Source organism: Providencia sp. PROV080, assembly GCF_033688105.1.
GTDB lineage: Bacteria > Pseudomonadota > Gammaproteobacteria > Enterobacterales > Enterobacteriaceae > Providencia > Providencia zhejiangensis.
This window is the reverse complement of sequence record NZ_CP096346.1, coordinates 3,079,766-3,093,175: the sequence shown is the minus strand read 5'-3', so window position 1 is coordinate 3,093,175 and position 13,410 is coordinate 3,079,766. Positions and strand designations below refer to the sequence as shown.

The 13,410-nt window shown below is 41.6% G+C and carries 13 protein-coding genes; 8 read left to right on the top strand and 5 right to left on the bottom strand.

The window, feature by feature from the left end; genetic code table 11:
• Positions 1-67: 67 nt before the first annotated feature.
• Both pnuC and aroG read left to right on the top strand, forming a co-directional pair.
• A complete protein-coding gene (pnuC, locus tag M1F03_RS13705) occupies positions 68-793 on the top strand; it encodes a nicotinamide riboside transporter PnuC (protein ID WP_154624693.1) in 726 nt (241 codons plus the stop codon).
• 365 nt (positions 794-1,158) lie between these two features.
• Positions 1,159-2,214: a 3-deoxy-7-phosphoheptulonate synthase AroG gene (aroG, locus tag M1F03_RS13700; protein ID WP_154624694.1), complete on the top strand. Its 1,056-nt coding sequence runs from the start codon at positions 1,159-1,161 to the stop codon at positions 2,212-2,214.
• 78 nt (positions 2,215-2,292) lie between these two features.
• On the opposite strand, the gene M1F03_RS13695 is transcribed toward aroG, so the two are convergent.
• Positions 2,293-3,042 (bottom strand): hypothetical protein, encoded by a 750-nt coding sequence (locus M1F03_RS13695; protein ID WP_154624695.1) that lies wholly within the window; start codon positions 3,040-3,042, stop codon positions 2,293-2,295.
• A 221-nt stretch (positions 3,043-3,263) separates the two neighbouring features.
• On the opposite strand from M1F03_RS13695, the gene M1F03_RS13690 reads away from it, so the two are divergent.
• Complete coding sequence (locus M1F03_RS13690) at positions 3,264-4,571, top strand: IS4 family transposase (protein ID WP_251465252.1); 1,308 nt, start codon at positions 3,264-3,266, stop codon at positions 4,569-4,571.
• Between the two features lie 268 nt (positions 4,572-4,839).
• Positions 4,840-5,526 carry an outer membrane protein gene (locus M1F03_RS13685; RefSeq protein WP_154624696.1) on the top strand — a complete coding sequence of 229 codons (687 nt, stop codon included), beginning with the start codon at positions 4,840-4,842 and terminating at the stop codon, positions 5,524-5,526.
• A gap of 96 nt (positions 5,527-5,622) precedes the next feature.
• Here M1F03_RS13685 and gpmA read toward each other — a convergent pair whose 3' ends face one another.
• The 4 genes from gpmA to modE all read right to left on the bottom strand — a co-directional run bounded on the left by gpmA (position 5,623) and on the right by modE (position 10,192).
• A complete protein-coding gene (gene gpmA / locus M1F03_RS13680) occupies positions 5,623-6,375 on the bottom strand; it encodes a 2,3-diphosphoglycerate-dependent phosphoglycerate mutase (RefSeq protein ID WP_154624697.1) in 753 nt (250 codons plus the stop codon).
• 192 nt (positions 6,376-6,567) lie between these two features.
• Entirely contained in the window at positions 6,568-7,398 is an 831-nt protein-coding gene (locus tag M1F03_RS13675) for a CPBP family intramembrane glutamic endopeptidase (protein WP_196714043.1), read from the bottom strand.
• Between the two features lie 221 nt (positions 7,399-7,619).
• A complete protein-coding gene (gene modF, locus M1F03_RS13670; protein WP_154624699.1) occupies positions 7,620-9,104 on the bottom strand; it encodes a molybdate ABC transporter ATP-binding protein ModF in 1,485 nt (494 codons plus the stop codon).
• A 296-nt stretch (positions 9,105-9,400) separates the two neighbouring features.
• Entirely contained in the window at positions 9,401-10,192 is a 792-nt protein-coding gene (modE, locus tag M1F03_RS13665) for a molybdenum-dependent transcriptional regulator (RefSeq protein WP_154624700.1), read from the bottom strand.
• A 213-nt stretch (positions 10,193-10,405) separates the two neighbouring features.
• Between modE and M1F03_RS13660 the strand changes: the two genes are divergently transcribed.
• The 4 genes from M1F03_RS13660 (at position 10,406) to modC (ending at position 13,367) form a co-directional block, all read left to right on the top strand.
• Complete coding sequence (locus tag M1F03_RS13660; protein ID WP_154624701.1) at positions 10,406-10,555, top strand: AcrZ family multidrug efflux pump-associated protein; 150 nt, start codon at positions 10,406-10,408, stop codon at positions 10,553-10,555.
• Between the two features lie 237 nt (positions 10,556-10,792).
• Positions 10,793-11,563, top strand: a complete 771-nt coding sequence (gene modA / locus M1F03_RS13655; protein ID WP_272661203.1) for a molybdate ABC transporter substrate-binding protein — start codon at positions 10,793-10,795, stop codon at positions 11,561-11,563.
• 18 nt (positions 11,564-11,581) lie between these two features.
• The gene (modB, locus tag M1F03_RS13650; protein ID WP_154624721.1) at positions 11,582-12,271 is read left to right on the top strand and encodes a molybdate ABC transporter permease subunit; all 690 of its coding nucleotides are present in this window, start codon (positions 11,582-11,584) and stop codon (positions 12,269-12,271) included.
• Position 12,272: 1 nt separating this feature from the next.
• Positions 12,273-13,367, top strand: a complete 1,095-nt coding sequence (modC, locus tag M1F03_RS13645; protein ID WP_251464551.1) for a molybdenum ABC transporter ATP-binding protein ModC — start codon at positions 12,273-12,275, stop codon at positions 13,365-13,367.
• Positions 13,368-13,410 lie beyond the last annotated feature (43 nt).

The window sequence follows — 13,410 nt, the reverse complement described above, 5'->3', positions numbered from 1 at the left end:
TTATCTGTGTCGTGATGATGAGCAATCTATTTATAGTGTCACACATGATGAATATAAGGATTTTGGGATGGATTTCTTTAGCACAAGTAATATCTTAGTCACTATTCCGTTGTGGAGTAGTATTTATGAGTTGTCATATATCGAAGCGGTAGGGACGATTGCGGGGTTATTATGCATTCTGTTGGCCAGTTTTGAAAAGACCATCAATTACTTTTTTGGGTTAATCAACGTCACCTTGTTTGCGGTGATCTTTTTTCAAATTCAACTCTACGCCAACTTGCTGTTACAGGTGTTTTTCTTCATCGCGAATATCTATGGCTGGTACGCATGGAGCCGTGTTGATAATCAGCAGCAAACGGAGTTAAAAATTCGTTGGCTGAGTTTACCGAAAGCAATGATAACGTTATTAGTCTCTGTGTTAGTAATCGCTTACTTAACTTACAATATTGATAGGGTTTTCGGGGTATTGGCGACATGGGCTGTTGACGTATTAAATTTATTTGGCGCTAACTTGCAGTTACCTGCCTTAGAACCGGATGCGTTTCCATTCTGGGATTCAACTATGACGGTTTTATCTGTGGTAGCGATGGTCCTAATGACTCGCAAATATGTTGAAAACTGGCTTTTATGGGTAATCATTAACGTGATTAGTATTGTTGTATTCTATAAGCAAGGCGTATATGCGATGTCTTTAGAGTACTTAATCTTACTAGGCATTGCGTTGAATGGTTCAAGATTGTGGGTGAAATCAGCGAAGCAAAATGGTTCAGCGCCACTTTCTCGCTCATCATGACAAAATTTAATCATAAAACGGTGAAAGTAACATTATCGATGTTTTGCCGTTTTTGTTTCTTTTTCCTCTAAAAATCATCCTAAAAATGGGGCTATTACGCCATTTAATTGACTTTAGCCTCATTTTATAATCTTAAAGCCTAAAAGTGATAATTTCATACCATGTTTAGCTGTTTACAGAAGGCGGCTGAACGGTTAGATTAAAATTTCGATACCTGCCGTCTTTCTAATCGCAGCTTTGTTAGTGGTAAAAGGATTTTATTATTATCTTTTCGCTTAAAGTAAGTGTTTACCATCGCTCTGCTATTGGGATCCATAGGGTATGTAAATCATCAGTATAAAAAAATAAACATTGGATTAACGGGTATGAATTATCAGAACGATGACGTCAGAATTAAACAAATAAAAGAATTATTGCCACCTATTGCATTGCTGGAGAAGTTTCCTGCAACAGATAAAGCGGCGTTTACCGTTCATGAAGCACGTCTCGCCATCCATAATATCTTGTCAGGCGAAGATGATCGCCTTGTTGTTGTGATTGGCCCTTGCTCTATTCATGATACTAAAGCGGCTCTAGAATATGCTGAGCGCCTGAATAAATTAAGAGAAGAACTTAAAGGTTCACTTGAAATCGTGATGCGCGTGTATTTTGAAAAACCACGCACCACTGTGGGCTGGAAAGGGCTAATTAATGATCCTCATATGGATAATAGCTTTGATATTAATGAAGGATTGCGTATTGCTCGTGAGCTATTGGTCAAAATTAATGATCAGGGGCTACCAACGGCGGGTGAGTTTTTGGATATGATCAGCCCACAATATGTTGCTGATTTAATGAGCTGGGGAGCAATTGGTGCACGTACGACGGAGTCCCAAGTTCACCGAGAACTCGCATCGGGTCTTTCTTGTCCTGTCGGTTTTAAAAACGGGACCGATGGCACAATTAAAATTGCTATTGATGCAATTAACTCTGCACGTTCGCCGCATTGTTTCTTATCTGTCACCAAATGGGGCCATTCAGCTATCGTGAATACGAGTGGTAATCAGGATTGCCACATTATTTTGCGTGGTGGTAAAGAGCCTAACTATAGCGCAGAGCATGTTAAAGCGGTACGTGAAGGGCTAGCCAACGCAGGGCTAACGCCAAGCATTATGATTGATTTCAGCCATGCTAACAGTAGTAAGAAGTTTGAGAAGCAGATGATTGTGGCTGATGATGTAAGTGAACAATTACGCCAAGGCGATCGTTCTATCACAGGGGTGATGATCGAAAGTCATCTTGTAGAAGGAAACCAAAGCTTAGATTCTGGTGAGCCACTGGTTTATGGTAAAAGCGTCACAGATGCATGCATTGGGTGGGATGATACTGAAAAAGTATTACGTCAATTATCTGATGCTGTGATTGCTCGTCGTCAGAAGTAACTGGCTGATAGCGGTAATACGAAAGAAAAGCCCGTGTATTTTGCGACACGGGCTTTTTGCTTTGTAGGGGGTTATCGGTTAATGAGCGACTTTTTCTAATATTTCACCCAACTTATTTTTATCCTCTTCGCTTAAATGGGACAGTGAAATGGATAAAGGAATCATGTTTTGGCTGCCTTGTCCTGCTTGAGCTTGCAATAAAACAGTATTTTTTTCGTGTCTTAAGTAAGTAACATCTTTTAATGGGATTCGGTAATAGAGACTAAATAAACTGGGGCGGATATAAAAATAGCTACCTTTGGTTGCTACGTAAGGTGTGCCATGAATGCGTTTTCCCAAAATAAATAGCAGAATCGCAAGGACTATCAAGAACATTCCTAAGCTTTGACTCAAAACCACGAATACCGCGCCGAGTACGCCAACGATGATGGCCCGCAGTGTATTATGTCGATTGTTAAAGACAAGGTTGGTATCGAAATCAACTTTGATGGTTGGATCAACGCTTTCCAGTTGATGGAAACGCCAACGTATCGCCGAAAAGATCATGCCACAAAGGAAAACAATCGTGATTGGCATGAGTGCTAAGCTACTTATTAGCGCGACACCAATCGCAACTCTGGGTTTGTAGCTCATGATCATCATGCTGATCAGCTGGATTGGAAAGCTAACGCACGCAATGATCATTAATATTCTCATTAAATGTGCATTTTGGGCGCCGTCAGAGCCATCAATAATCAGTTCACCTGTTTGGAGCATATACAGCAGTGAGCCAAGTAGTGAAATATTAAGCGCCAGCCCAACCCAAACATAGAGATTGAATTTATTCATAAAATTCTCAATTAGTTCATCATTAAATAAATTGTGCCATAAAAAAGTAGGGTGTCGAGTGCTATCGCGATAAATCGAAATTTATTGGCACTCTTTGATGGTAGGCAGAAAAAAACGCAACCCACTAGGTAATGCCGATCAGTTAAGAACTAAATAATGAGTTGAACGATCCTACAGTTCTGCAAAAATCCGTAATCATTCCAAAAATTACGGATTTTTTTATGTTACTTAGCCAAGCACTCGAGACTGTTCAGGCTTTCTCTCCAACAGAATTTACAGCCCTTTCGGACCTCCTTTCCGCTGAACTTATTGATGAATGTCTCGTGGATGCTGGGGTTGTTACGATAAGAAAACGCCGTCTTCCGATGGAAATGATGGTATGGGCTGTAACAGGAATGTCCCTTTTTCGTTCTCTTTCCATGGCGCAACTCGTTTCTCATTTAGACATTGTTTTACCAGGTAACCGGCCTTTCGTTGCACCAAGTGCCGTTGTTCAGGCACGTCAACGGCTAGGGGAAGATGCAGTCCGTAAAGTATTTGAGAAAACAAGTCAGCTCTGGCTTGATAAACTGCCATTATCACACTGGAACGGATTAACCCTAATGGCTGTCGATGGCACATTATGGCGTACACCAGATACCCCTGAAAATGATGCCGTATTTGGGCGAACAGCCAATGAACACTCACGTTCTGATTGGCCGCAACTTCGCATGGTTTGCCAGATGGAGATCACAAGCCATCTGATTTCGGGCGCACATTTTGGTAGCGTTTCCGAGGTGAGCGAAATTGGCCTTGCTGCCAAATTGACAGAGCAAACCCCGGATAGTTCTCTGACCATTTTTGATAAAGGATTTTATGCTCTGGGGTTACTTCACCATTGGCAGTCCTCTGGCGTAGAGAAACACTGGATGCTCCCATTACGTAAAGGCTCACAGTACCTAGTCGTAGAGAAACTCGGCTCCGGAGATGAGTTAGTTGAATTACGTCTATCCCCTCAAGCACGCAAAAAATGGACTAACGCTCCAATGATATTGAGAGCTCGATTGATAACAAAAGACGTGAATGGGAAGAGGGTTCAGATATTAACATCAATGAGTGATCCACTTCGATACCCCAACGCCGATATTGTCGACCTGTATGGGCATCGTTGGGAAATAGAACATGGCTTCAGAGAAATGAAGCAGCATATGTTGAATAATGAACTCACATTGAGGAGCAAAAAGCCCGTCTTAGTAAATCAAGAGTTATGGGGAATGGTACTCGCGTATAACTTACTGCGGTTTATGATGGCTCAGATGGCATACAGCTTGAAAGATACAGAGCCCTATCAGATGGGATTTAAACAAACTGCGATATACCTGAGTGCCCAACTGAGCCTGCTTCCCGCGGTTGCTCCGGGAAACATACCAAAATTCATTAATGGGATATTGGCAATGGCTAGAAGTTTTGTTCTACCGAGTCGACGACAAAGGCATTACCCTAGGGCGGTAAAGAAAAAGCCGCAACGATACCCGTTACGGCGATATTAATGACTTAACTGACAAGCATTAAACCCACTAGGTGGTTTTTTTTCTATCATTATTTGGGTTAATCAAGAAAATCAATATTTAAGAACATTCCTAATCATCAATGTTCTGAGATTACTCGTTTTTTATATTCTTTACATTATCTTCTTCCAAGATTTTAATTTTGTTTTTTCAATAAAAATGAACAAATCGTTCAAAAAAGTCACCTATCTTTAATTTGACTCAAGCTAAATAATCACTATCTGGAATTATAACTAAATAGGATTATTTAATGAAAAAAGTACAAATTGTATCTTTAGCCTTTGCTTTGATTAGTTCGATTGGTAGTGCTATTGCATCAACAGGTCACGAGGGATATTACGGAGCTGCACGACTCGCGAAAGTGTGGCAAAAAGCGGATAGCATGGATACGAGTCTTCGCCCAGGAATTGGTCAGTTTGTTTCGGGCGATGATAAAGATGATTTTTATAATGCTTCACTGGCAGCGGGTTATCAGTATGGTAATGGCTGGCGTACAGAAGCTGAATATACCTTTAATAAAAAGGCAGAATACACGAGTGGTTCATCAATTTTTTCGACAAGCTTTAACCATCATAAAACGGAATCACAGCGCTTAATGTTGAATGTTTATCGTGACTATGAAATCCATCAAGGGGTTTCAGTGTACGGTACAGCGGGTATCGGTATTGCAAAAGTGAAATCTTCAGGGTGGCAAGGCAACCCTTCACGCCAATATGGCAGTAACACCGATACTAACTTAGCCTACTCTCTTGGGGCGGGTGTCAGCTATGAGCCTATTGAAAGACTGAATTTTGATTTAGGCTACCGTTATATTGATTTGGGTAAGATCGAAAGTGGAATGAACAATTTTGCTAATGCCCGTGGCCTACAGGATGAACAAATGAAGGCGCATCTTAAATCACAAGAGCTAGTGCTGGGCGTGAGATATCTGTTTTAAACATTAACTCATTGTTATTCATTGGGATATGTCGTATATAAAGGGTTGGCATTTGCCAACCCTTTAGGTTGTTGACAACGTGGGATAAAGCGTTAATTATTTCGCTTTTCCTTGGTTGGCAACCGCAGCTTGTTTAGCCGCGATTTCTTCTTGGTTACCAAGATAGTAATGCTTGATTGGTTTCATGTTTTCATCAAACTCATAAACCAAAGGGACAGCGGTTGGAATATTCAGGTTGAGAATTTCTTCTTCACCCATGTTATCCAAGTATTTTACCAGTGCACGTAGTGAGTTACCGTGAGCGGCAATAATCACTTTTTCACCTGCTGCAACACGTGGTTTGATCTCTTGCTCCCAGTAAGGAACAACACGCTCGATGGTGGTTGCTAAGCTTTCAGTCACTGGCAGTTCATCGCTTGATAGTTTTGCATAGCGTGGGTCATGACCAGGGTAACGCTCATCATCTTTAGTCAGCTCAGGAGGTGTGATTGCGAAACCACGACGCCATAATTTAACTTGCTCATCACCATATTTCGCCGCAGTTTCAGACTTATCTAGGCCTTGTAGTGCACCATAGTGACGCTCGTTCAGTTTCCAGCTTTTTTCAACAGGCAGCCATTGCTGATCAACCTGATCAAGGATATTCCATAAAGTATGGATAGCACGTTTCAGAACTGAGGTATATGCGAAATCAAAGACAAAACCTTCTTCTTTCAACTGTTGACCTGCAATTTTTGCTTCTTCACGGCCTTTGTCTGACAGTTCAACATCAGTCCAGCCAGTGAAACGGTTCTCTTTGTTCCACTCACTCTCACCGTGTCTTACCAAAACCAGTTTAGTTACAGCCATAGCTTAAACTCCTATCAGTACATTCAAATTAAAATGAATCATTGCTGACCTACATTATAGGGATAGTCAATCCGAACGCTAGTCACAACTGATGTTTTACCCAAACCAAATCAAAAAAGTGATGGTAAGCGCGTTAACTAGACAAAAATTTCGCTGATGAAGCCGCAAAATATCCTCTTCTATGCTTATTTTTCATCCAGAGACCATTTTGACTGGGTAAGTAAAAAACAATAGATGTAATAGATTTAACCCGAAGTGAAACGATACAGCAAGCCATAATTTTCCACTCCACATCCACGCTAAACCATAGATAATCCCCGCAAGGGTGGCAAAGAGGATCAATAAAGCGCCTCCAGCAGCGTGTGCTGCACCGAAAAGTAGGGCACTGAGCATGAGTGCTAGGTAGGGGGAGCCTAGCCATTGGGTGAATCGTTGTTGTAAGTAACCGCGAAAGAGCGCCTCTTCAGCGAGTGAGACAAACAACAGATTACTGATCATAAATATCGGCAGCCATGTGGGGAAATGCCATTCAACATCAATTCCTCCACTGATCGCGGCAATAATCAGTAATACAGGAACGGCGGATATTAAAATCCACCATTGCCAAGGTTTAGCAGTTTTAAGTGGTTGAGTAGAAAATAGATTAGGCAGACAAAATAATAAAGCAACAGGCACTATTGCCTTGTCGAAATTTAAATACAGGGTAAAAGGGGCGCTTTGCTCACCGACAATAACCTTATCAAGGTATTTGAGGTTGTTAAAACCTGGGAATACATGAAGAAATAGACCAACTACAATGGCGAGCAGTGCGATTTCACTGACGATTTTGACGACTAAATGGTATTGAAAACGCCAGCGAATTATTCCAATCATAGTTATGACAAGAAGCAGTAAGATAGCTTGCCAGCTAAGGACATGAGTGAACAAGGCTATAATGACCGCAATAAAAAATAAAAATAGGGCGATAAATCGATGTGTTGCCAGTGTTGCAAGTGAAATAGCCAAGACAAGCCAGCCGGCCATAAATACTCCTAAATCGTACTGAGAATTATTGAAAGCGGCACAGTGTAATGATTTTGACTCATTTTTCGAGGCATCAATCCAATATATGGAAACAGTATTTGTACAAGTAAACGTAAATAAAGAAGTTATACATTTTTGTTTTAGAATAGGTAAGCCAATCATTAGATTAATTAAGGTCGATAAATCATCAAATCATATTATCGACCCTGATTATCATGATATTAAGCGGGATGATGCTCAACCACTTCTATGTCATAACGGTATTTGCCGTTATCGGGAATAAATTTTAGTCGATGCGTAATACAGCTAGGCGCATCTTCTTGGTGGTGGCTGACAAACAGCAGTTGTGTCGAACCTTGGTTCAGCATGATATCGATAAAGCGGAGTACTAATAAACGATTTAAGCCATCAAGCCCTTGTAGGGGTTCATCTAAAATTAACACTGTTGGGTGTTTAACGAGTGCGCGTGCAATGAGTACAAGGCGTTGTTGACCCCATGATAAGCTATGAAAAGGTTGTTGTGCGGATTGTGCGGAAAATCCTAGTAAAGCAAGCCATTCATAAGCTAATTGTACTTGGCGATCTGAAGGTGTTTGATATAAACCAATAGAGTCGTGAAAACCTGAAATAATGACATTAATCACGCTAGTTGCGACGCGATACTCTTGGTGAATACTGTTGCTGACGTAACCAATATGGCGTTTGATATCCCAGATGGTTTCTCCCGTTCCTCGGCGACGACCAAATAAAGTTAAATCATTACTGTAGCCTTGCGGGTGATCACCTGTAATTAAGCTCAATAATGTGGATTTTCCCGCCCCGTTTTCACCAATAATTTGCCAATGTTCTTTCGGGTTAACTTGCCAGTTTAAACCGTGCAAAATAGGTTTATCGTTATAACTGACAACGCCATTGCGCAAAATAACGCGTGGCACATCGTCTGCTAATGAAATTTGTGCGGTTGGGTCTTCGATTTCAGGGATAGAGAGCTGTTTAAGGTTTTCGCTGTGTTGCAGCTGAGTGATTAGGGTGTTAGCAAGTACTGACTCACGATTTCCCGATACGCTGAGCTTGCAATCAGCTAAAACGCCCATGTTATCAATGAAATCAGGAATTTCATCAAATCGATTAAGCACTAATATAATGGTTAGCCCTTTTTCAGATAGGCTGTATAGCAACTCGCCAAGATTATTTCTTGAATAGACGTCTAGTCCATCGAAAGGTTCATCAAGCACCAATAAATCAGGTTGTGCCATTAAGGTTTGGCAGAGTAATACTTTACGGGTTTCCCCCGTAGATAAATATTTAAAGCGCCTAGAGAGTAAATCACTGATACCAAATTTTGCGGCTAATTCTAAACAATATTCATTATCTCGATGGTGGAGTTGAATAATTTCAGCGGCGGTATAGCCCGTGTCATCTTCATTTTCGCCGAGTAAGTCGGTGTTATTACGTTGCCATTCTTCATTAATAATTTTTTGCAGTTGTTCAAAAGAGAGACGAATGGGGGTGTTAAACGTATTTTCCACGATACCAGATAACGGCTTCAGTTCTCCTGATAAGGCCTTGGCAAGAGAGGATTTACCACTGCCATTAGCACCAATAAATGCCCAGTTTTCATGCTGATTAATTGTTAATTCAGGTATATCCAGTGTTTGCGTGTCATTGAGCCTAAAGCTACTGTGACGCAGAGTAATTGAAGCCATAATACTTCCTTCTTATATACCCCTCTGCTTCAAGCGGCTGCACGGTATGAATAATATTGGCTAAGCTCCCGCTCACTAGTCAGGTTGTTGTCTTTATGCCTAGTGATGCATTAACTTGCTTTTTGGCTGCCAACTCGAATTAGCTAGAGTATCGATGTTATATTTACCTATCTGTCTCCCCCACAAATAATCATGATTGCGGACAATGTCAATAATTCACTGAGAAATGAAGCATAAAAAAAGATGAGGGCACTTATTTATTGAGGATGATGGTGGCAATAAATAAGTGCGTTTGATTAGCAAAGCGTTGCGATGATCACTTGATCGGCATTAAATTGGGCGGTGACATCGTCATTGATCTGGAGCTGCTGTTGATCGACTTCTTGGTTACTGAGTGTTGAACACAGGGTTTCACCGCCTAATAAGGTGACGATAACTTCGCTATTTTCGTCACCACGTTCAAGTGTTGTGATTTTACCTGCAAGTTTATTATCAAATTCGTCCGTTGCTGCTGACGGCTTAGTCAATTTCACCCAAGGTGCTTTAATTAAAGCGAGTACTTCCTTACCTTCGGCAAGGCCTAGGCGGTTGGCACTCTGTTCTGTTAAGGCGGCATTAATAACGGTTTTATTATCCGCTAACAACACTTGGACATGTTGTTGGACTTGGCTATGGTCTCTTGCAATTAAGGTACCAAAGAATTGGTTACGTGCGCTGGTTTGTAGCGAGAAGCGAGAAATAGCAGCGAGAAGACTATCAAGGGGTAAATTGTCCTCTTTGAGAACATCGAATGCCTTTTGCTGGATTTGTGCTAGTAAATCGTAAAGTTGTAACAGCCTTTCACCATAATGAGTGAGCGTTGTTCCTCCGCCGCCTTTACCGCCTGTCGCTCTATCAACTAAAATATCATCCGCCAACTGATTCATTTCATTGATGGCATCCCAAGCACTCTTATAGCTGATCCCTGCTAATTTAGCGCCTTGGCTAATCGATCCTGTGGCTTTGATTTGTTTAAGCAGTGAAATTCGGCGAGGGTCAGCAAATAAATTTCCTTGTAGTTTTAGCGTGAGTAAGATTTCTGCCTGCATAAATATCTCCCTTCCTATTTCCTGTTAAGAACGACGCCATGAACAACGAAACTGCGACGAAAAAGCACGTTTAGTGTGTCGTTTGAAATGTAATTTGTCTACAATAGTGGCTGTTTTATCACTATTATATACGTTATTATTTAAATTCAGCTTTATTTTCCCTCGTCAGCGCATCAGTTGGCTGGTGGGCACAGTATCACTGAAGAGGCTTTAATGTTAGATATTCTAAAAAGCATGGGTTTTGCCCTGTTGATGGTTCCAGTTGTGATGTTTTTGATTATGGGGCTAATTTATGGCCTTGGGGCTTTCTTTAACCTGTTATCTAAAGCTCACGTTCCGCATCATCACTCCGAGAATAAATAATTCTCCCTCCTTATTTAAGTGTGCCTGTTTCTTGACGGATAATGTGAAGAAACAGGCTACTCAACATCCTTTCTTTGACTAATCCGATTTGAGTGTAGGCTCCCCGTATTTTGTGCCATTGACGCCAATTTTTGGTCAATTCATTGCGCTAGCACACTTTTATGCATCCTATGACTTTAAGTTATCGTTGTGTCCTGTTATATATAACGGGACAGTTAAATTTTAGGATGGATTAACATGAAAAAAAGCTTAATTAAGTTACTGGCGGGTGCCACGATAACGCTTTCAATGGCAAGCCACAGTGTTGCTGCGGAGAAGATTACCGTTTTTGCTGCCGCTTCTTTGACAAATGCGATGAATGAAATCTCTGAGCAATTTCAGAAAGAAAGCAAAATAGAAGTGGTTTCATCTTATGCATCATCATCAACGCTTGCACGCCAAATCGAGCAAGGAGCCCCTGCAAATCTATTTATTTCTGCCGATCAACAATGGATGGATTATGCTATTGATAAGCAGTTAATGGTTGAAAATACCCGTTACACTTTATTAGGTAATGAGTTAGTGCTTATTGCACCAAAAGATTCGAAAATTGAAAAAGTCGATATCAATAAACAGACAGATTGGAAAAAACTGCTCGATGGCGGACGTCTTGCGGTAGGTGATCCTGATCATGTGCCTGTTGGGATTTATGCTAAAGAAGCGTTGAACTACTTAGGGGCATGGGATACTGTCAATCCCATGTTAGCGAGAACAAACAACGTACGCAGCGGTATGGCGCTTGTTGAACGCGATGAAGCACCTTTAGGTATCGTGTATGGTTCTGACGCTGTTGCCAGTCAAAAAGTGAAAGTTGTCGGTATCTTTCCATCTGACTCACATAAACCCGTTGAATACCCAATGGCTATTGTGAAAGATCAAGATAATAAAGCCACTCGTGACTTTTATGAATATCTGAAAACGCCTGCGGCATCAGAGGTATTCAAACGTTACGGTTTCACTCCACGTTAAGAGATTATAGTATTGCAGATGTTAAGTGCTTATGAATGGGAAGCGATTTACCTAAGTTTAAAAGTCTCTAGTGTTGCGGTGATCTTTAGCCTACCGCTAGGGATATTAGTTGCATGGGTATTGGTTCGTTGCCATTTTCCTGGCAAAACACTGCTTGATAGTATTATTCATCTACCACTGGTATTACCGCCAGTGGTAGTGGGGTATTTACTGTTGATCAGTATGGGACGCCGTGGATTTATTGGTGAGTGGTTGTATCATTGGTTTGGGTTTAGCTTCACGTTCAGTTGGCGTGGTGCGGCTTTGGCTTCTGCTGTTGTTGCATTTCCTTTGATGGTGAGAGCCATTCGTTTAGCGCTTGAGGCTGTCGACCGTAAATTAGAACAGGCCGCTAGAACGCTAGGGGCGACACCTTTACGTGTCTTTTTCACTATCACTATTCCGCTCTCTTTACCCGGTATTATTGTGGGTACGGTATTAGCCTTTGCGCGTTCTTTAGGTGAATTTGGTGCCACGATCACTTTCGTATCAAATATTCCAGGTGAAACTCAAACGATACCATTGGCGATGTATACGCTAATTGAAACACCGGGAGCAGAAGTTGATGCTGCTCGTCTGTGTGTTATCGCGATAGTGCTCGCACTGATCTCACTATTAATTTCAGAATGGCTAACCCGTTGGGGTAAAAAGCGATTAGGGGTAGCCTGATATGTTACAACTTGATTTTTCACAGACACTGGGTGATTTACAGCTTGAAGTGAACACTGAGTTACCCACAGAAAGCATAACGGCAGTATTTGGCTTGTCTGGTGCGGGGAAAACCTCCTTGATCAATGTCATTGGGGGGCTAACCAAGCCGAATCGTGGGCGTATTGTGCTTAATGGGCGCACATTGGTGGATATGGAAAAAGGGATCTGCTTACCACCTGAACAGCGACATATAGGCTATGTGTTTCAAGATGCTCGGCTTTTCCCACATTATCGCGTAAAAAACAACCTACGTTACGGGATGGCGCCAGAGATGAAAGGGCGTTTTGATGAAATCGTGGGTTTGTTAGGGATCGAAAAATTACTGAATCGTTTTCCAATTACGCTATCGGGGGGGGAAAAACAGCGTGTTGCGATTGGTCGTGCGTTGTTAACAGCCCCTGAAATTTTATTAATGGATGAGCCTTTGGCTTCTCTTGATCTACCGCGTAAACGTGAATTATTACCGTATTTGGAAAGGCTTTCTCAGGATGTCAAAATCCCGATTCTGTATGTGAGCCATAGCCTTGATGAAATTTTACGTTTAGCTGATAAAGTGATTGTGATGGCACAAGGGAAAGTAAAAGCTTTCGGCCCGTTAGAAGAGGTATGGGCAAGTAGTGCATTACGTCCTTGGTTGCAGCAAGAAACATTAAGTAGTGTGCTGAATGTGATCTGCCATGGTCACCATCCTGATTATGCAATGACCGCCGTGACGGTAGGTCACCAAAAACTGTGGATCCCACGTATTGATACTCAAAAAGACCACATGTTACGTTTACGCATTGATGCCTCAGATGTCTCGTTGGTGTTAGAAAAACCTCAAGTGAGCAGTATTCGTAATATTTTATCTGCGGAGGTTGTTGAGTGGATAGAAGATGGTGAACAGGTTGACGTGAAGTTAGATTTAGGGGAGCAGCACTATTTATGGGCGCGAATTACTCGCTGGGCGCGCGATGAGCTTTCTATCCGCAAAGGGCGGAAAGTTTATGCTCAAGTGAAGAGTGTTTCGCTCAGCCGGCAGATTACGCTTCATACTCCAAGCCCCAAGTCATAGTATTGTTGGTGCTGAACACGGATCCTAGCCATAGATTTCTCAG